The following is a 19,679-nucleotide window of genomic DNA, read 5'->3' on the forward strand; positions in this document are numbered from 1 at the left end:
TCCCGCCTACGCTCTTACAGAAAATCGAGGTTCAGAGAACATTCTCCACTACTATCTCTTAAGCTGTCAAAGTTGAAATAATGAGAATGAGTGCGGAAACAGGAGAAAAAAATACTTTTTAGTAGGAAGGTTCGTATACGAAGTTGGCATTCATGCGAGAATCGACGGAGTATTCATAGAAAATTACTTCGAATATATTTACCAGAGATGAAGAATAAGAGATAATAGAAATATTGGCGTCCCTTTATTTGGAAGAGGTAAGCTATTTCTTACCTGCGTTTTTTTACATAAACCTGCTTGCCGGTGGAAATAACAGAAGAGGGAAGGACCGACACACGCTGGATGAAGAAGATTCACAATGCTGCAGTTGATAGTACACATTTGAGTCTGTTGCGCCCACAGATTACTGTGGACGCTTGATAAATATTGCCCTTATACAGTTGGAAGGAGAGGTCTTCTTGGATTCAATTTGGTTTGAATATGCTTGGGCGTTGTTGATTTTGATTGGTCTGGAGGGTTTGTTGTCCGCTGACAATGCGCTCGTCTTGGCAATCATTGCGAAACATTTGCCTGAAGATCAAAAGAAAAAGGCCATTAACTATGGAATTATTATGGCTTTTGTGTTTCGATTTGGTGCATTATTCGCGATTTCTTTTATCGCAAACGTTTGGCAGGTGCAGGCGGTCGGGGCCGCTTATCTCTTGTACTTGGGATTAAAGCATATCATTCAGGCTCGCTTTGGTAAAAAGCATGACAAGCCTCAAGAAGAGACGGAAGAAAAGGCGGCCGGCAGTGGTTTTTGGCCGACGGTAGGCAAGATTGCATTAGCCGACCTTGCATTCGCAATTGACTCGATTCTCGCCGCGGTTGCGCTTGCTCTAGGTCTTCCGGATTCGCCGCTGGGCAATTTTGGAGGTATGGATGGCGGAAAGTTCATCGTGGTATTACTGGGCGGCATTGCCGGTTTAATCTTAATCAAATTCGCGGCAACTTGGTTCTTGAAGCTGCTCGATGAGCGCCCGGCACTCGAAACAACGGCATATGCAATTGTCGCATGGGTTGGCGTCAAGCTCGCTGTCATTACGCTGGCGCATGAGGATATCGGGGTGCTCGAACACCATTTCCCTCACAGTACAGGGTGGACAATAACCTTCTACGGAGTCCTCGTCGCGATTGCCGTTATCGGTTGGTTCGCTCCAAGCAATAAATCAGCGGAGAAACAGGCGGAGAAAGAAAACGGCTAAAATATCAGCATATCTAAAGGAGAATGTTCGCTATGAACATTCTCCTTTTTGGTATCGTCAAAAGCTGTTAAGAAATATTTAATCGTTTGATAATCGGTTGGTTAGAACCTTTGTTTAGGATGAACATGTAGTTTGATCAAAAGGATATCGAGGCCATCGCAATCATAGGCAGCCCGGAACGTTTTATCATTCATCCATCTGGACGAAATGACTATTTTACAAAAAAATGCAGGGATTTGGATAACGAACAAGAAAAAGAAATACGTATCGAATCAAAAAGCGAGTTGATGGGGATGGATTTAGCTGAGCGGAGAGCTTGGAACGATAACCATAAGCGGTTAACTGAAATCATAACAAAACCAAATGAGCACGATTTAACGGTGGACCTTTTTCTTACTCATCATGCGATGCTGCACTCCTCGAAAATGATTCAAGGCGGCATTCCTACGCTTGAGGACGCGGTATTGGAAAATCTAGATGAAATGGTATTTCGCGAATATCCTGTGAACGCGCCAGACACGAAAAATTCAATCGCTTGGCATCTTTGGCACATCGCAAGAATTGAAGATATGACAATGAATGTTCTGATTGCAGACGACCAGCAGGTGCTGTATACAGGGAACTGGCTTGAACGATTGAACATCCGTTTCCCCCATAGCGGTAATAGTATGAATGATGAGCATATCTCCGAGCTGAGCGCTAGGATCGATATGAATGCTTTATTCGCGTATCGAATCGCGGTGGGAAAGCAAACGAGGAAGGTGGTGTCCTCTCTGCAATCCGGTGAGTTCAAAGAAAAGGTACAAGCCAGCCGCATTCAAAGGCTGTTTGTTGAACATGCCCTTCTTCCCGAGGCGAGGGGGATCGCCGATTATTGGAGCAAGAAAACCGTAGCGGGACTTGTGCTAATGCCTGCCACGAGACATAACTTCCTGCATCTGAACAAATGTGTTCGTATAAAACAAAAAGTCCAAAAAGGCACGAGGAATCCACTCCAAAGTTGAACCGCACTGCGAACGGTTATGGTGTCTAACCCTTGGCGCAACATCAAGCAAATGGAGTGGTTTTCTCTTCAAATGAAAAGGATGTTTAGATTCGAACAGGGATCCGTATCCTAAGAAACAGGAATGAAACCGATCATGAGGTGCTTGCATATGGTTGATGTTCAAACGGAAATGATCATTGGGTGCTCTAGAGAAAAAGTAGCTGAATATACAGCGAATCCTGACCATGCACCGGAATGGTACGTCAATATTAAAAGTGTACAGTGGGAAACCCCTAAGCCGCTCGGGATCGGTTCGAAAATCGCATTTAAAGCGAATTTCATAGGACGCACGCTGGAATATGTCTACGAGATTATGGAGTATCAGCCCTTGGAGAAGCTGGTGATGCGAACTTCTAACGGACCTTTTCCGATGGAAACAACTTACGAGTGGGTCAGCATCAGTCCGGATTCCACATTGATGAAACTCCGCAACAGAGGGGAACCTAGCGGGTTTTCCAAGTTTTTGACACCTTTCATGAAGGTGGCGATGCGGCGTGCGAACGTGAAGGATTTGAAGAAGGTGAAAGATATATTAGAGAGGCATTGTAACGATAGAAGGAAGTGAAATAGCCGGGATCACTGTCCCGGCCATTTCTGTCAGGCATCTGCGATTGCCGCCTGCCTTTACTAAATCAATGCGAATGAAATTCACTTATTGAATACTCTACATCATGCGAACAGCGATAGATGGTATTGCAAGCAACCTATGGAGTGCAGCTGTGGTTTTGTCGAGCAAGAATAACGCTTTAATAGCCATCTCCATAATAGCAGACAATAAGCTGGTTAGAGTATCCAAATTCATCCCTCCACATTGAAGTCGTATTGTGAACACAATACTAAGTATAGATTAGCCACTGTATGCGGAATTTATGTGATGCAGATGTGACGGCTAATGTTTAATTAATTCTTGGCGATTTTCCATTTGCGGCGGCTCTTCCATCCAGCCATGCTTAATCATCATCTTGATGCCGTCTTTAGCATAGAAGTAAATATCTCAACTTTCGCAGCTTGGAATAGGCAGATAAGCCTTGATGTAATTGGGTAAAGCAGAGATCCATTGCTGTAATTGACACTGAATCAGAGTGGAAAGCTTTTTCCCTGATTCGAGGATGGGAGTCATCAGGAGCTTCTTGAGAAAGAAGATGGCATGTTCGCGAAGCTGCACGCATTACAGCTGTAGATGGACTTTTCCTTAATGAAGGAGTTAGGTCATGGAAACCATGTTTGTTTTAACGGTTGTGATGTTACTTATCATTAGTGTTGTTTGTTTTAAATGCAGAGGCAAGGATGATAGGAAATGGATGAAGCTTATTCTAAGTTTAGTTCTATCCGTATTCATTCCGTTGGTCTTGACATCATCTATGCATTATTTTATATCCGAAGGCATTCTCCAAGGCGCTTTATTTACTTGGACAATGGTAGGCTTCACGGTCATAGGATTTATTATTTTTCAGCTGTTATTATACGATATTAGAACATCATCTTAGAACCTTAAAGTAACCTAACGACTGATCCTTCGGGTTCAGTCTTTTTTTTGTAGATATGAAAGCATACAATGTGGGATCCACTACAGGAACTGAAAGCGGAGCTGACAGAAGAGGGTGCTGCGATCGCATCGATTGCTGAGGAGAAGGGAATCGATGTTTCAGCGGTGACCAGTGTGGTCGAGGAAGCCATCACGGCACAAATCGATGAGGCATTAGCTGCCGGTACGCTGACCGAAGAACAAGCGGCGGCTCAGAAGGAGAAAGCAACCGATCCACATGTTGCCGGTCGGTTTTATTTGTTCACCTGCTGATCGCTCTTCGCGGTCTTTTTTGCAGGGTGTGACCCAAAAACATATCGTTTACATCCTTCCGATCGGATTAATTATTGTGCAACTATGCGGTTGAAGAAACCGTCTATTCAATAAAACAAGAAGCTTGAAGGTGATGTATGAATCAATTTCGAATAGGGGTATTGTCGTTCGTGCTGACCGTAAGTTGGCTGGTCTTGGCGTCTCCTATCCCGACGTATGCCTGCAGCTGTGTCAGGGTGGAACCGGAAGAGGCATTACAAAAGGCGGACGCCGTATTTATCGGGAAAGTGCTGCAGACGAAGGAGGAGCGCCAATGGGCAGGAGGCTTCGGCACGGTAGAAATTCGTGATGCGAACTTGCTTGAGGTGCAGGAGGTTTGGATTTTCCAACCTAAAAGGAGGAGAGCAAAGTTGAATATTGAACGATTAGACCACTTGGTGTTGACGGTTCGGGACATACAGAGGACACTCCAATTCTATGAAATGGTGCTTGGGATGCAGGTGGTCCAGTTTAAAGATAGATATGCTCTGCATTTTGGCAATCAGAAGATTAATCTGCATGAATACGGTCATGAGTTCGAGCCGAAAGCAGCTGTTCCGCAGCCCGGTTCCGCTGACTTATGCTTTATCACGAAGACTCCGCTCTCCACTGTGATCGATCATCTTCAGAAGCACGCGGTGCCCATTGAGGAGGGCCCTGTGACCCGAACGGGGGCAGCAGGTCCGATCGAATCGGTTTATTTTCGCGATCCCGATTTAAATTTGCTGGAAGTATCCAACTATCGCCTTGAAGTTTGAAGAACATCGCGAGCAGAAGCACAATGCTTTCCCCTTGGCCGAAGCAGTAAGCCTGCATAGATATACATAACCATCGCATCTGAAAGAATCCCTTCCCTCAATTAAAGTAAACATGGCATTTCTGGTAAAAATCAATTGACAAATTATAGATAAATCTGTCATGGTATATCCTAATATCAGGAAAGGATGGGGATGATGGATAAACACACAGATACCAAGCCGGCATCATCGAACTTTATTAAATCGATCATGGCCGAGGATTTGCGGGAAGGTCGGGTAAAAACGATTGTCACCCGCTTTCCGCCGGAGCCGAACGGCTACCTGCACATCGGACATGCGAGAGCGATCACGATAAATTTTGAGCTTGCGGATGAATTCGGCGGCAGGACCCATCTGCGGTTCGATGATACGAACCCGATGAAGGAAGACGTTCAATTCGTAGAGGCGATCAAGCAGGATATCGAATGGCTTGGATTTCGGTGGGACGGAATCTATTTCGCATCGGATTATTTCGAGAAGATTTATGACTATGCGTGCGCCCTGATTCGAAAGGGAAAAGCTTATGTAGACGAGCAGACGCCGGAGCAAATTCGGGAAGCCCGCGGTACATTGACGGAGCCAGGCAAGGAAAGCCCGTATCGGGATCGGCCGGCGGAGGAAAGTCTGGATCTATTCGAGAAAATGCGCAAGGGCGAATTCAAGGAAGGCGAGATGGTGCTTCGCGCCAAAATCGACATGGCTTCGCCGAACATGAATCTGCGGGATCCGGTCATTTATCGGATTTTACATGCTGCGCATCATCAAACCGGAGACAAGTGGTGCATTTACCCGATGTATGCATTCGCTCATCCGTTGGAGGACGCCATCGAAGGCGTCACTCATTCGTTGTGCTCGCTCGAATTTGAGGATCAGCGGCCATTCTACGATTGGGTCATTCGCGAATGCGCGACGCCCGAAGTCCCGCATCAATACGAGTTTGGCAAGCTGTATATTACGAATTCGGTCAGCGGCAAGCGCCACATCCGTAAGCTGATCGAGGATGGAGTGGTGGATGGTTGGGATGACCCGCGTGTGATGACGATCAGCGGTATGCGGCGCCGCGGTTTTACGCCGGAGGCGATTCGCGCGTTCATTCGGGAGACGGGTGTTTCGAAGAGCAATGGTGTGGTGGACTCTCGGATGCTCGATCATTTTATCCGCGAGGATCTGAAGCTGAAGGCTCCCCGGACGATGGGCGTGCTGCAGCCGCTTAAGGTCGTGATCACGAATTACCCTGAAGGACAGGTTGAAATGCTGGACGCGGAAATTAATCCGGAGAACCCGGATATGGGCGTCAGGCAAATACCGTTCTCACGGGAAATTTATATTGAGCAGTCCGACTTCATGGAGGATCCGCCGGCCAAGTATCACCGGCTCTATCCGGGCAATGAGGTACGACTGAAGAACGCTTATTTCATCAAGTGCGAGAACGTGGTAAAGGATGCGGACGGCTGCGTCATGGAACTTCACTGTACGTACGATCCTGAGACGAAGAGCGGTTCCGGATTTACGGGACGTAAGGTGAAAGGGACGATTCATTGGGTTGAGGCGACTAGAGCGGTCCCCGCGGAATTCCGGCTTTATGAGCCGCTGGTGCTTGACGATCAATCGGACGAGGAGGCTGAGAACGCCGAAACGACCGGAGGCCGCCGAATCAATCCCGATTCTCTTGAAATCCTTCAAGGATTTGTAGAGCCGGAGATGAGCGGGGTGAAGGCGCATGATAAGTTTCAGTTTTTCCGGCACGGCTACTTCAACGTGGACCCGAAGCATACGAGCGAAGAGCGGCTTGTGTTCAACCGAATCGTATCGCTGAAAAGCTCGTTTCAGGTGTAATGTGAAAGAGCTGATTCCTGCTAAATGAGGGATCAGCTCTTTTAAGTGTTTTTCGGGAGGTCACGACTCACTTATCCCGAGGAATTGCTGTTGAACTAATGTGCTGTACAGCTCATGCGACTGCATTAACTCCGAATGGGTTCCTTCTCCGGTGATCGTCCCTTCCTCCAAAATGATGATTTTGTCCGCCGTACGGATGGTGGAGAGCCTGTGGGCGATGACGAGCGTCGTTCTTCCCTGCATGAGCTGCTGCAGCGCTTCCTGTACCAGCTTCTCGGATTCGCTGTCCAAATGAGCGGTCGCCTCATCCAGCAGCAAGATATCCGGGTCCCGGACGATGGCGCGTGCAATGGCAAGCCGCTGACGCTGGCCGCCGGAAAGCTTGATTCCTCTCTCGCCTACATCGGTTTCTAGCCCTTCTGGCAGAGAGTCGATGAAGTGGGACAAGTTGGCCTGTTTCACTGCCAGGAGCAGCTTGCTTTCTTCGACTTGTCCCAAACCATATGTTAAATTGTGCCGGATCGTCCCCGCCATCATCGGACTGTCTTGAGAGACATAGGCAATCTTGCTTCGCCATTCTGAAAGCGGGATGGTGTGGATCGGTTGTGTGCCGTATGAAATATACCCTGCTGTCGGCAGATAGAATCGCTCAATCAAGGAAAATAAAGTCGTTTTCCCCGTCCCGCTTGGTCCGACGAAGGCGGTCATTTGGTCTGGTTCTGCGGCAAATGACAGAGCATGCAGTACAGGTCGATCGGGAACGTAGCCGAAGCTCAGCTGCTCGAAAACGATCGGCTGTTTATCGGAGGAGCAGCTGAAGTTTGTGGCAGCAGTGGAAAGACCTCTGTCCGTACCGCTATGATTCGTTGAACGATTCGCCTGCAGCACTTCTTCCTCAGTTCGTTCTTCTAACAGCTCGATAATGCGCTGAGATGCGCCGAGAGCTTTTTGGAACTGGGTAAAGAACGAAGCCATCTGCGTAAAAGGCATGATGATTTGAAACATGTACAGCAAAATGGCCACCAATTCCCCCGTAGCGAGCGAACCTTGTGCGACCCTGACGCCCCCGTATCCCATGAGAACGACGAGAAGGAGCAGCATGATGGTCATCATGAATGGGGTTACGATGGACATGATGCGGGCTTCCTGCAAGCCGAAACGAAATAGGCTGCGGATACGCCTCAAGCCCTGCTCCTCCTCGGTGGGTTCTGCAAGTGAAGACTTCACTAGGCGAATTTCGGTCAGCACTCTGCCAAGATCCCCTTGGAACGCAGCCGTTTCGTCCTGTACCGATTTGGAGACACGAAACATGCGAGACCCAAGAGGCCAGAGTACAAGCAGAGCGGCGGGAACGGCCAAAAGCATCAGCAAAGTCATCCGCCAATCGATCCAGATCAATATGGATACGCCGCCAATGATGGACACGATTCCTCCGAGGAAGGAGATGACATGACCGATAATAAAATCCTTGATCACATTCGTATCATTCGTGACCCGGCTCATCGTTTCCCCGGAATGATTTCGATCAAAGAAAGGAATCGGCAGCTTCAGTACCTGCCGCCATATATCATCGCGCAGCCCTTGGATGACATACTGACCGACGTAGGACATCGTATAGACGGAAAATCCCGAGAAAGCTGTCTGCAGGGCAAACACGGAGGCGAGCAAACCGATCGTTGCCGCTTTAAGATCGGAGACGGCTATTTGCTCTACCATATCCATCGTCAGGAGCGGGATCAATAAGGAGAGAATCGTCTCTCCCAGTCCAAGGATGATAGCGGCCGCAAATGAGGGAGGAAGGCTTGTGCTTCCCAATGAGCGACATGAATTGGGCCGCGCTGATCGCAGGTGCTGAATTGTGAGCACCAGCGCTGTATAACGACGTATTCGACTGAAGGGAGTTTGAGATGACAGACATCAATATCATGCAGAATATTAGAACCGGGCTACTTCAAGAATATGTGGATTCGATGGTTGCGAGTGTCTTTTCCATATTGTCCATAGATACCGATGCTTTTATGATTTCGGATTTGGAAGGGAAACTGATGTATGCAAGCCGCAGCTGCGAAAGACTTCTAGGCTGCTCATCCGCGGAGCTGACCCGAATGAATTATTCGGAGTTGTTCCTGCAGGATGAAGCTGCAGAGACTCGTTTGATTCGTGAAAAAGTATATGATTTTAAATCGCGGTTGGCTGTGCAACATCATCAATGTATCGATGTAAGCGTTACAATTATGCCGATTTATTGCCGAAGAGAGCAGATCGGATATTATATCTTATTGGTGGATCGAACGACGGTCGCCAGTATCGAAAAGCAGCGGAATTTGGAGCTGTCAATTTTATCGGAGAAGCTGTCCGCTGCAGGTCAATTGGCTGCCGGCATAGCTCATGAAATTCGCAACCCCCTTACGGCGATCAAAGGCTTTTTAAAGCTGATCCATAATGAAAATATCCATAGTGACAGGTATTATCAAATTATTATCGGTGAGATGAACCGAATTGAGATGATTATCAATGAGCTTCTCATGCTGGCGAAGCCGAATACGTTAAGAAAGGAGTATCTCGATATAACGGAACTATTGGAACAAGTCGTAAAGCTGATGGAGCCGCATGCGTTATTGAATACGATTGAAATACAGCAGCATTTCGACTTTAAGTATCCTAAGTTATTTTGTGATGGAAACCAGATTAAGCAGGTCATCGTTAATTTAATGAAGAATGCCATTGAGGCGATGCCGGAAGGCGGCCGTCTTTGTATCGAGGGAAGGAACATCGATGCCGGTACGATTCAGGTGAAGGTAAAGGATGAAGGCCACGGCATTCCAAGAGATATCTTGGAAAAGGTCGGGGATCCGTTTTTTACAACGAAGGAGAACGGCACAGGACTTGGTGTGCTTGTCAGCAAGCAGATCATCGAGAAGCACAAGGGTACCTTCTACATACATACCGATTCCAAGGGAACCTGTATTGATATCCATCTACCCACTGATTTTACAAAAAAATATTGAGTGAAGTTAGGAAAGATGATAAACTTAAATTTGGCTAATGTCTTGCTGTCATTAGTTATGTTTTAATCAGACCTTACAAGATCACAGAATATACGGTAAATAGCAAATCTCGATACATAGATTGGTAAATGGGAGAAACTATTGATTTTTGATAGCTCGTCTTTCCATGGCCTAACTTCCTTTAAGAGGAGTTAGGCCTTTTTTAATGTTTAGGGATGTTTCGCTTTACTAGAGCACAGAACCTACCGATTAGGGAGATCGTTCCTTGATAGAACAACTAAGATAGAAGGGGAATGTCAATGTTTAGATCGAGTATGTATCAAGAAGACCTTATTCGACTCACAAGCTCGCTAAGCAAGCTGCTGAAGCAAAGGTTTGGAAAAGGCCCAGAGAAATGCTTCGTCACCTTTTATAGAAACAGGCTCACGGTGAATATTCGCAATTTCGTCACCTCGGCCGAGGAAGTGTTGATTGAGCATGATCAAACGAGCTTGGCACTTCATTTTCGATCTGCCGTAATGGACAAAGTATGCAAGGAATTTGCACAGGAAGCCTGCAGTGTGCTGGGCACCTCGTTTGATTTGTATTATAACGACTGGGACTATGTGATGAATTCCGGCATTTTGCTGATGGAGAGTAAGCAGGCAAAAGAGGAGGCGGCAGAATGGGGGTGCCCCATTACGGGTCCGCTGTTTGAGCAGATTCGCCAGCTCAGTTCAGAAGGCTACAAAGTTCCGGACCGGATGGACCTGATCCAATTAAATCAGAACACGTATGCTGTGAACTGCGAAGGGATACTGCTTCAGATTGAAAAAGAACTGCTCAAAAGAGGCCACCTGGATATTTTGCAGGATCGGTTTTTGGAAATGAAAAAGAAGTACATGCTGGAAAGAAAGGCCTTTGCCAAAATATTTGGAAGAGATATCGAAGGTTTATTTATGACATGGGATATTCATCAGGATCAAAGCTATATTTTCTTCTGTCTAGAGTAAACCTCGCGATTCTCCTCTACCTGACCTCGATTACCTATATGCTGATCATCTCCGATCTTGTTTCACCATACTGTTAGGAATAAATATCCAAACATGTGCCAACATAATCATTGACAATCGTATTCCGCAATGCCGGAAAAGTACACGATGTTAATCGAATTCAAAAAAGAGGCTGGAAACATGGATCTGGATAAATTAAACGCCATCAGCAGTTTTACAAGCAAATTGTTGAGGAAAAGCTTTGGCAGGGGGCCCACGTCTTGTCAACCCATTACGAATCGGGAATATCTTACTTTATATATCCGCGGGTTTATTTCTCCAATGGAAGAAGTGCTGATGAAGGAAGGATCAAGCCCATACGTCGAAAAAGCAAGAACGCTGATTATTGAGCATATTGTGAAAGAAATCGAGGGCATGATCAAGTTTTCCTTCGACTGCGAAGTGATTGAATATTATCAGGACTGGAACTTTCCGAACAACTCGGGCTTTATTTTGTTTGTTTTAGATCAGCCTTTGAGCGAAGAAAGTTCCGTCCTTGAATGGGAGATACCGCGCTTAGAAGCGGAAATCGCTCGAATAAGTCAAATCGTACAGAAAGTTCCCGATCACATACATACCTATGTCCTATCTTCACAGATGTGTCTTGTGGAACGAAGCGGGATATTAATAATGATTGAAAAAGAGCTCATTTCCAAAGGATATTCTTTTGAGCTTAAACGGACTAAGGACGAATTGGAAAAGTCGTATTTCCATCGTCACGGCGAATTTGAACAGATTTTTCATCGAAAGGTAAAGGAAATCTTAATTGATTGGAATTTTAACAATGACAAATCCATCATGGCCTTCGTATTAGACTGAACTGTCTATCGCCCTACGAAGTGCTCCTGCTAGATAATTGGATAGTACGGGGCATACTTCGGGTTGCAGTAGTATGGGGGTCTCGCTCCAATTTTAGGAATGAGCAATGGATGTGAACGGGAGATATAAAATAACGGTTGTTTCTCTGGAGACGGGCCTTGCGGCAGCAGTGTGACTCCCGAATGGTATGGACCAAAAGGCATCGTAACGTCCTCCTCACGGCTTCAATGGATACATTTCAATATATTCCCATCTGTATAGAAATGAGTCTGTACGATTTCAATACATCTTTGAAAGTATAATGAAGCCATGCACTCTGGGCGCTTTCCCTACATACGTTAATTCGAGATGAACGTGCAGGGAGGATGCAAGATGCCTAAAGAAGAGTTCCATCACAAAGGGAAGGCGGCCTATCCGATGGTCCCGAACTATGGGAAAATCACCCGCTATGAGGAAGTGGCGCTCACCGTTCCTGAACAGCGGCAAATGCGTCAGCCTGGATTAGAACGCCTTATGGTCCCAAGACCGATCATTGAAAATCCTGAATATAAAGGAAGCGGCAAGCTGAATGGCAAAGTGGCCTTCATATCAGGCGGGGACAGCGGAATGGGGGCCGCTGTAGCGATCGCCTTCGCTAAGGAAGGCGCAGATGTAGCGATATCCTATTTAGATGAGCATGAAGATGCCGAGCGTACGAAGCGGAGAATTGAGGAACTGGGACAGCGCTGCTTGCTGCTGCCCGGGGATGTGAGAGATAAAAATCACTGCAAAGCGATTGTGGAAAGAACGATGGGGGTCTTCGGCCGGCTGCATATTTTATGCAACCATGTCGGCATTCAGTTCCAGCAGCGGAGCTTACTGGATATTACTGACGAGCAGTTCGATGACACGTTTAAAGTTAATATTTACGCTCATTTCTATATAACGAGAGCGGCACTTCCATACTTACAAGCAGGAAGCTCCATTATCAATACAGCTTCTGTCGTCGCCTACTACGGACATGAAGATTTGATCGATTACACCGCTACGAAAGCAGCGAATGTCGGATTTACACGTGCATTGGCCAACAATTTAGTCAAGCAGGGAATCAGGGTGAATGCGGTAGCACCGGGGCGGGTATGGACACCGCTGATTCCTTCCAGTTTCTCTGCAGATGAGGTGGCACTCGCAGGCAACCCAATGGACCGTCAGGGCCAACCTTTTGAGATTGCGCCTGCATATGTATACCTCGCATCGGATGATTCACGCTATGTCACTGGTCAGACGATTCATGTCAATGGAGGACAGATCACATCTTCATAGCGCGATAAGTTAATTATTCGATACGCTCAGGTGAAATAACGAAGCGGCTGCTCCGGAAGGAGCAGCCGCTTCCTGTGTGAGTTGGCCGAAGTTAAAAATCGTAATAACGTTTCAGCAAATAGGAGGTCCAGTGGAGCCTTGGGTGTTTCCGAATGTTTTCGATGAGTCCCTTGATTAATGCCGGACTAAGCGATGGCCTTTGGAGTTCCTCTTTGAGCAGGATGAGAGATTCCTTCTCGATCCCTTCCACCTGGTGATCGCTCAAATGATCATCGATCAACGAAATGATTTGTTCGGGCGTGATTTTTTGATCCATGGGATAGTCCAACATTTTCATCCATTCATTCGTTATAAAAGGAGACGACATATGAGCCGCTAAAATATTCGTTTTTTCCACCAAAGATCGGGACAATGCGTCTAAGTCAATGGGCAGGGTGTAGAACAAAAACAGCTCCGTGTAGTTCTTCATAAAGCCTTTGATGGTGTACACCAGGTCGTATTTGGTGTCCTGCACAGCGTCTCCATACACTTTCTCCACCATGGAAAGAATCGTCTTATCTTGCAGATGAGCGTAATAGCGCATCTTTGCAATTAAGTCTTCATTAAAGGAGTGGGTGTGTTCTTTAACAAAGATTTTGGCAAAGTCCGAATATTGGTTAAACGAGTTAAAGGAGGAAAAGAAAAATTTATATAGAAGCTCATCACTGTTTTTCGTGTTTCTGACTGTATAGTCAATCTGGGTAGTGATCTGCATCATAAAGTGGTCGATAAGGGCAACGATTAGCTCGTCTTTGGATTTGAAAGATAAATAGAAGGCCCCTTTGGATATGCCGCAGCGGTCCGTGATTTGCTGCACCGAAGTAGCCTCAAGACCTTGCTCTGCAAAGAGCTCCAACGCTTTCTCCATAATCAACTGTTTTTTAATCATTTTATTGGATCGCTCCTATGTTGTATCGTTTGACAAATGACTAACCAGTCATTATCATAAGTAATTGAATCATATAAGTCAATAAAGATAAAAGATAAGGGTAGGTGTCATGGTGAGAGGTTTAGTCAATTTTGTACTTAAGAATAAGCTAGCCGTTTGGTTGCTAACAATTATTATTACGTTTTCAGGCATTTATTCCACTACACAAATGAAAACGGAAACGATCCCCGACATTTCGATTCCATATTTAATGGTGATGGACGTATATCCGGGAGCAACGCCAGAGCAGGTCATGGAAGACGTCTCCATGCCGATTGAGAAAGCCGTCGAAGGTCTGGACGACGTCAAAGCTGTATATTCCAATTCATCCTCGAATATGTCGAGCATTCAGATTGAATACAATTACGGCGTAGATATGGATGAGAAGAAGCGTCAGCTCGAATCCGCACTGGACAACGTCGTTTTGCCGGAGAGCGCGGAGGAGCCAATCATTACGGCAATCAGCATGAACATGATGCCGGTTGTGGCGCTCAGCGTCAGCAGCACATCGGAAGATATCGTAGAGCTGACTTCTACAGTTAACGATATATTGGTTCCAAAGCTGGAAAAGCTTGAGGGTGTTGCTTCTGCGACGATTACAGGGCAGCATATCGAAGAAGTGGTCGTTTCGTATAATGAGGCCAAAATGGCGGAGCTCGGCGTCACAGAAGACACTGTGAAGCAGATGATTCAAGCGAGCGACATGTCTATTTCGTTAGGTCTCTATGAATTTGAAGAAGGGGAACAAGCTGTCGCGGTAGATGGCAAGTTCATGACGGTGGATGAGCTGACAGGGATGCTCATTCCGGTTACCCCTACACAAGCCAATCCTTCTCCTTTTGTAACACTGGGAGATATTGCAACCGTAGAAACGGTAGGACACGTGCAATCCGTATCCCGCACGAACGGTAAAGATGCAATCTCGATACAGATCATTAAAGGGCAGCAGGAAAATACAGTTGATGTTGTAAATAGAGTCAAAGAGTACATCGAAGATGAGCAGGCTAATAATGAAGGCTTGGTTATAGATATTACCCTCGACCAAGGTGAGCCGATTGAACAATCCATTAATACGATGGTGGAAAAAGCGGTATTTGGCGGTCTGATTGCCGTACTGATCATTTTACTTTTCTTAAGGGACTTCAAATCGACGATTATTTCCATTATCTCGATTCCGGTATCTATCTTCATGGCGCTGCTGCTGCTGCATTGGTTGGATATTACATTAAATATCATGACTCTGGGTGCGATTACCGTTGCCATCGGCCGTGTCATCGATGACTCGATTGTCGTTGTAGAGAATATTTACAGACGGATCCACTTGAAGGAAGAGAAGCTGACCGGTCGGGCGCTCGTTCGCGAAGCGACAATCGAGATGTTCAAGCCGATCTTGTCTTCAACTCTTGTTACGGTAGCCGTATTCGCACCGCTGATGTTCGTTGGAGGCATGGTAGGCGAGCTGTTCGTACCGTTCGCATTAACGATGACCTTTGCGCTGGGTGCTTCGCTCATTGTGGCGATTACCATTGTTCCAGCTCTTTCCCACTTCTTATTTAAGAAAAAGCTGTACAGCGAGAAAACCGAAGGCGGACATAAAGGAACGGGCAAATTGGCCGGTGGTTATAAAAGAGCACTGAAGTGGACGTTGAATCATAAGATTATTACTTCGGTCGTCGCTGTGTTGATGCTGGTCGGCAGCTTAATGCTTACTCCTCTGATTGGCTTCAGCTTCTTGGGAAGCGAAGAAGAGAAGGTCATGTATTTAACCTATACCCCTGCGACGGGTGAACTGAAGGAAGAGACGCTGCAAAATGTAGCCGTTGTGGAAGAAGAGCTGCTTAAGCGAGATGATATTGATATTATCCAGTTATCCGTCACCGAAGCGGGGGACGCGATGGCTGCCATGATGGGCGGCGGCAGCGGCGGTGCATTAATGTACGTCATCTTTGATCCGGATATGAAGGATTTCCCTGAAGTTCGGGAAGAAATCGAAGAATATGTATTCAACATCGGTCAAACAGGCGAATGGAAGAGTCAGAACTTCGCCTCTATGGGTGTCGCTTCGAATGAGGTCAGCTACACCTTGTACGGTGAGGATCTAGATGATCTATATGAAGCGGTGGGTATGGTTGAAGAAGTCATGAGTCAAAATGATGGTTTAGAGGACGTGTCCTCTTCGGCAGAAGACGCTTATGTAGAACATGTATTTAAAGTAGAACAAGACGAGCTGCTGCAATATGGATTAACGACAGGCCAAATCGTCATGATGCTGAATCCGATGTCCGCACAAGAGGTGCTTACGACGATCGAGAAGGACGGAGAGGCATTAAATGTTGTTGTGAAGCAGGAAGAGGCGGCTCAGCCGAAGTCGGTGGAGGAGATGTTGGCAACACCTATTGAGACTGCAGTAGGGACGCTGCCGCTTTCCGAGCTGGTTACGGTAGAAGAAGGAACAACTTTAAATACGTTATCGCGTAGCGAAGGTGAATACTATGCGACGGTGTCCGGCACGATTAAAGGAGACGATATTTCCGCTGTCACCTCAGAAATCGATGCGGCGATCGATGACCTCGAGCTTCCAAAAGGGGTAACGACAGGTGTCGGCGGGGTTGCAGCAGATATGGCTGAAACCTTCACACAGCTGGGCATTGCGATGCTTGCGGCGATTGCCATCGTCTACTTCATCCTAGTCGTTACTTTCGGTGAAGGGGCAGCCCCATTCGCGATCTTATTCTCGCTGCCATTTGCGATTATTGGTTCCTTTGTAGGTCTGCTGATTGCGAATGAGACGATTTCCGTCAATGCGATGATGGGTCTGTTGATGCTGATCGGTATTGTCGTAACGAACGCGATTGTTCTCGTCGACCGCATCATTCATATGGAACGCGATGGCATGAATATGCGTGAAGCGGTACTGGAAGCAGGTGCGACTCGTCTGCGTCCGATTTTGATGACAGCGATCGCCACGATCGGTGCACTGATTCCATTGGCGATGGGCACCGGAGGCGGTGGCGGCTTGATCTCGAAAGGACTCGGCATTACGGTTATCGGCGGTCTGGCCAGCTCTACACTCCTAACCCTGTTTATCGTACCGATTGTCTATGAGGTCTTGTCTAAAATCTTTAGAAAAAATCGTAAAAATGTAGAAACGAATTAAACATTATGAATGTAAACCCTGCGAGGAGCTTTCGCAGGGTTTTTTTCGTTGTATATTAGTAAATTGATATCTTCTCGAGCTATGCCACGGTAAATTCAGTTTATTCTTCTTCCTTCACCTTTCGGTCTTTGGGAGCGACCCAGAATGAAACCGCTATGGAGGCAATCAGCACGACCGCAGGGGCGATCGTAATAAAAAATGTGTTCAAACCCATGTCATCTCCCCCTGTAAACTATTTCCCTTCGACATATCTTTTATTAAATAAGAACAGCTTTAGCAGCAAATAAAGGGATGGCAGCAGGAGGCCTAAGCCGGCAATAAACGCGACAATTAAACTGATGGCCATCGCTTCATTCGTAAAGCCATAATACAGCGTCAAATGCGGGTACAGCAGGAACGGATAGTGGGAGATGCCGTATCCGTAAAAGGCGAAGGCAAATTGGCCGATTAACAGCCAAACTGCAGTCCCGTAATTTCTTCGCGCATAGAGAAAATACACTGTACCCAAAAATAAGACAAAAGAGATGCCGAACATCCACCAAAGGTCCGTAATGCGTCGATAATGGGCAGCATTATGGGAGCTCAGCTCATAAATAATCCCGCTGGCCGTAACGATGAGTGGAATCGCCCACGTTAGGGCGTATTTGCGCATGAGATCGGAAGCGGCGGAGTCCTTCGCCTGATGTGCATACCACGTAAGAAATACGGCAGAAATATACAGCACAGCGGCAATGCTGAGCACGACAATACTCCAGGTAAGCGGGCTGGTGAACAGCTTCCAATAATGAAGAACCGGTTCCCCTGTGGCCAAGGATACAAATCCGCCTTCAGAAATCGTCAAGACGATGGAGAGCGAAGCCGGCAGCAGCAGCCCAGAGAGACCATACATAAAGGCGTAACCTTTATGGCCTCTTGATCCATATGTTTCGAAGGCGTAATACGAACCGCGAACCGCTAGCAAAATGATGGCGATGCTGACGGGAACAAGCAGGGTTGTGCCATAATAATAGGCGGTTTTCGGAAAGAAGCCGACGGTTCCTACGAAGAAAAATACGAGGAAGACGTTGGTTACCTCCCATACGGGGGACAAATACCGCCGGATGATTTTCGTCAATACATGCTGTTTGCCGACAAATGCGCTGTAGGCATTGAAAAACCCGGCGCCAAAATCGATAGAGGCGACAACGATATAGCCGAACAAAAACGTCCACAGCACCATGATCCCGATGATCTCTAAATCTAATCTCATGTCAGCTCACCTGCTTTTTGTGCTTCATGGTCCGCTAGCTCCTGTTCGATTGTGTTTTTCTTAAACATTCGGGTCAGTACGACGACCGTTCCGATGCCTAAGACGAGGTAAAGCCCGGAAAATAAAAAGAGCATCAAATCGACGTGCTCATTCGAAGTGGCCGCGTCAGCAGTCCGCAGGATGCGATACAGCACCCACGGCTGTCTTCCCACCTCTGTCATCCACCAGCCGGCTTCAATGGCAAGGATCGACAGGGGACCGCCGAAGACAAGCAGCCAGTGGAACGCTTTTGATCTCACCCATGACCATCTCCGCAGTGTCCCGACCCAATAGAGCAGGGATAACACAATTAAAGCCATACCAATCGTGACCATGGAATCAAATAAGTAATGGACATACAGAGGAGGGATTTCGTCTTCGGGAAATTGGTCCAATCCAATGACCTCTGCAGTCGGATAACCGTGAGCCAGTACGCTGAGCGCATAAGGAACCTTGAACGCATATTTCACTTCGCCGTCCTCTAGGATGCCGTACATGAGCAGCGGTGCCCCTTTGCCAGTTTCGAAATGCCATTCCGAGGCGGCAAGCTTCTCAGGCTGATACTGGGCAAGATATTTACCGGAAAAGTCTCCGATGATCGCAGCCGCTACGGAGAAAATCAAGGCAAGCTTGAGCGTGAGAAACAGTGCTTTTTTATGGTAAATGTGTTTTGAACCTCTTAAAATACGGTAGGCTGCAATAGAAGCAAGGACGAAAGCTGACGTCATAAAAGCGGTGGAGACCACATGGGAAACCTTCGTCGGCATCGCCGGATTCAACATGGCAGCAAGGGGATTCACGTTCACCAGCTTGCCGCCGGCCAAATCAAACCCGCGGGGGGCGTTCATGAATGCATTCACGATGGTAATGAATACGGCAGAAAAGGCTGCGCCAATGGCAACAGGAATAAGCAGCAGCAAATGCTTGTACGGATGATCGAATCGATCCCAAGTATATAGATAGATCCCAAGAAAAATAGCCTCAAAGAAGAAGGCGAACGTCTCCATAAACAGCGGGAGGGCAATGACATTGCCGGCCAGCTCCATAAAATGAGGCCAGAGTAGGGAAAGCTGCAGGCCGATCGCTGTACCGGTGACGACGCCGACAGCAACCGTAATGACGAAGCCCCGAGTCCATCTTCTGGCTAATAATATATAGTGATCGTCATTTTTACGAATGCCGACCCACTGTGCAATCATGATCATGAGCGGCACGCCGACTCCAAGCGTGGCGTAAACGATATGGAACGTCAGAGTCAGCTCGGTTAATAACCGGCTGTAAAATACGGAATCCTCACCCACGAATTGAAGCCTCCTTCTAACCGCTCAAGCCTCTGAAGATTCGGCCG

General features: G+C 47.0%; 18 protein-coding genes. 11 read left to right on the forward strand and 7 right to left on the reverse strand.

Annotated elements, in window-relative coordinates; translation table 11 throughout:
• Positions 1 to 458 precede the first annotated feature (458 nt).
• From ACFPXP_RS14060 to ACFPXP_RS14070, 3 genes are all read left to right on the forward strand, one after another.
• On the forward strand, positions 459 to 1,244 hold the full coding sequence (locus ACFPXP_RS14060) for a TerC family protein (protein ID WP_379894926.1): 786 nt from the start codon (positions 459 to 461) through the stop codon (positions 1,242 to 1,244).
• A gap of 236 nt (positions 1,245 to 1,480) precedes the next feature.
• Positions 1,481 to 2,248 (forward strand): DinB family protein, encoded by a 768-nt coding sequence (locus ACFPXP_RS14065; protein ID WP_379894927.1) that lies wholly within the window; start codon positions 1,481 to 1,483, stop codon positions 2,246 to 2,248.
• Between the two features lie 150 nt (positions 2,249 to 2,398).
• On the forward strand, positions 2,399 to 2,854 hold the full coding sequence (locus ACFPXP_RS14070; protein WP_379894928.1) for an SRPBCC family protein: 456 nt from the start codon (positions 2,399 to 2,401) through the stop codon (positions 2,852 to 2,854).
• 324 nt (positions 2,855 to 3,178) lie between these two features.
• Here ACFPXP_RS14070 and ACFPXP_RS14075 read toward each other — a convergent pair whose 3' ends face one another.
• Entirely contained in the window at positions 3,179 to 3,280 is a 102-nt protein-coding gene (locus ACFPXP_RS14075) for a DUF3231 family protein (RefSeq protein WP_379894955.1), read from the reverse strand.
• Between the two features lie 564 nt (positions 3,281 to 3,844).
• On the opposite strand from ACFPXP_RS14075, the gene ACFPXP_RS14080 reads away from it, so the two are divergent.
• The 3 genes from ACFPXP_RS14080 (at position 3,845) to ACFPXP_RS14090 (ending at position 6,759) form a co-directional block, all read left to right on the forward strand.
• Positions 3,845 to 4,087: a hypothetical protein gene (locus tag ACFPXP_RS14080; protein WP_379894930.1), complete on the forward strand. Its 243-nt coding sequence runs from the start codon at positions 3,845 to 3,847 to the stop codon at positions 4,085 to 4,087.
• A 410-nt stretch (positions 4,088 to 4,497) separates the two neighbouring features.
• Positions 4,498 to 4,884 (forward strand): VOC family protein, encoded by a 387-nt coding sequence (locus tag ACFPXP_RS14085; protein ID WP_379894956.1) that lies wholly within the window; start codon positions 4,498 to 4,500, stop codon positions 4,882 to 4,884.
• Positions 4,885 to 5,079: 195 nt separating this feature from the next.
• The gene (locus ACFPXP_RS14090) at positions 5,080 to 6,759 is read left to right on the forward strand and encodes a glutamine--tRNA ligase/YqeY domain fusion protein (protein ID WP_379894957.1); all 1,680 of its coding nucleotides are present in this window, start codon (positions 5,080 to 5,082) and stop codon (positions 6,757 to 6,759) included.
• Positions 6,760 to 6,819: 60 nt separating this feature from the next.
• Here ACFPXP_RS14090 and ACFPXP_RS14095 read toward each other — a convergent pair whose 3' ends face one another.
• Positions 6,820 to 8,574, reverse strand: a complete 1,755-nt coding sequence (locus ACFPXP_RS14095; RefSeq protein ID WP_379894932.1) for an ABC transporter ATP-binding protein — start codon at positions 8,572 to 8,574, stop codon at positions 6,820 to 6,822.
• Between the two features lie 92 nt (positions 8,575 to 8,666).
• Between ACFPXP_RS14095 and ACFPXP_RS14100 the strand changes: the two genes are divergently transcribed.
• The 3 genes from ACFPXP_RS14100 (at position 8,667) to ACFPXP_RS14110 (ending at position 11,617) form a co-directional block, all read left to right on the forward strand.
• Positions 8,667 to 9,767, forward strand: a complete 1,101-nt coding sequence (locus ACFPXP_RS14100; protein ID WP_379894933.1) for an ATP-binding protein — start codon at positions 8,667 to 8,669, stop codon at positions 9,765 to 9,767.
• 299 nt (positions 9,768 to 10,066) lie between these two features.
• Positions 10,067 to 10,759 (forward strand): Na-translocating system protein MpsC family protein, encoded by a 693-nt coding sequence (locus ACFPXP_RS14105; RefSeq protein ID WP_379894934.1) that lies wholly within the window; start codon positions 10,067 to 10,069, stop codon positions 10,757 to 10,759.
• Between the two features lie 180 nt (positions 10,760 to 10,939).
• Positions 10,940 to 11,617, forward strand: coding sequence for a Na-translocating system protein MpsC family protein (locus ACFPXP_RS14110; protein WP_379894935.1), 678 nt, complete (start codon positions 10,940 to 10,942; stop codon positions 11,615 to 11,617).
• 29 nt (positions 11,618 to 11,646) lie between these two features.
• Here ACFPXP_RS14110 and ACFPXP_RS14115 read toward each other — a convergent pair whose 3' ends face one another.
• Positions 11,647 to 11,820: a hypothetical protein gene (locus ACFPXP_RS14115; RefSeq protein ID WP_379894936.1), complete on the reverse strand. Its 174-nt coding sequence runs from the start codon at positions 11,818 to 11,820 to the stop codon at positions 11,647 to 11,649.
• Positions 11,821 to 11,989: 169 nt separating this feature from the next.
• On the opposite strand from ACFPXP_RS14115, the gene ACFPXP_RS14120 reads away from it, so the two are divergent.
• On the forward strand, positions 11,990 to 12,919 hold the full coding sequence (locus ACFPXP_RS14120) for an SDR family oxidoreductase (protein WP_379894937.1): 930 nt from the start codon (positions 11,990 to 11,992) through the stop codon (positions 12,917 to 12,919).
• 91 nt (positions 12,920 to 13,010) lie between these two features.
• Here the strand turns inward: ACFPXP_RS14120 and ACFPXP_RS14125 are convergent, their stop codons facing one another.
• Positions 13,011 to 13,847: a TetR/AcrR family transcriptional regulator gene (locus ACFPXP_RS14125; RefSeq protein WP_379894938.1), complete on the reverse strand. Its 837-nt coding sequence runs from the start codon at positions 13,845 to 13,847 to the stop codon at positions 13,011 to 13,013.
• A 112-nt stretch (positions 13,848 to 13,959) separates the two neighbouring features.
• On the opposite strand from ACFPXP_RS14125, the gene ACFPXP_RS14130 reads away from it, so the two are divergent.
• Positions 13,960 to 17,043 carry an efflux RND transporter permease subunit gene (locus ACFPXP_RS14130; RefSeq protein ID WP_379894958.1) on the forward strand — a complete coding sequence of 1,028 codons (3,084 nt, stop codon included), beginning with the start codon at positions 13,960 to 13,962 and terminating at the stop codon, positions 17,041 to 17,043.
• Positions 17,044 to 17,143: 100 nt separating this feature from the next.
• On the opposite strand, the gene cydS is transcribed toward ACFPXP_RS14130, so the two are convergent.
• The 3 genes from cydS to ACFPXP_RS14145 are packed head-to-tail and all read right to left on the reverse strand — an operon-like array spanning position 17,144 to position 19,632.
• Positions 17,144 to 17,257 (reverse strand): cytochrome bd oxidase small subunit CydS, encoded by a 114-nt coding sequence (gene cydS, locus ACFPXP_RS14135; protein ID WP_379894940.1) that lies wholly within the window; start codon positions 17,255 to 17,257, stop codon positions 17,144 to 17,146.
• An 18-nt stretch (positions 17,258 to 17,275) separates the two neighbouring features.
• Positions 17,276 to 18,292, reverse strand: a complete 1,017-nt coding sequence (locus ACFPXP_RS14140) for a cytochrome d ubiquinol oxidase subunit II (protein ID WP_379894942.1) — start codon at positions 18,290 to 18,292, stop codon at positions 17,276 to 17,278.
• Positions 18,289 to 19,632 carry a cytochrome ubiquinol oxidase subunit I gene (locus ACFPXP_RS14145; RefSeq protein WP_379894943.1) on the reverse strand — a complete coding sequence of 448 codons (1,344 nt, stop codon included), beginning with the start codon at positions 19,630 to 19,632 and terminating at the stop codon, positions 18,289 to 18,291. The genes ACFPXP_RS14140 and ACFPXP_RS14145 overlap by 4 nt, the downstream gene beginning before the upstream one ends.
• Positions 19,633 to 19,679 lie beyond the last annotated feature (47 nt).

The sequence above is a fragment of the Marinicrinis lubricantis genome, assembly GCF_042658665.1.
Lineage (GTDB): Bacteria > Bacillota > Bacilli > Paenibacillales > KCTC-33676 > Marinicrinis > Marinicrinis lubricantis.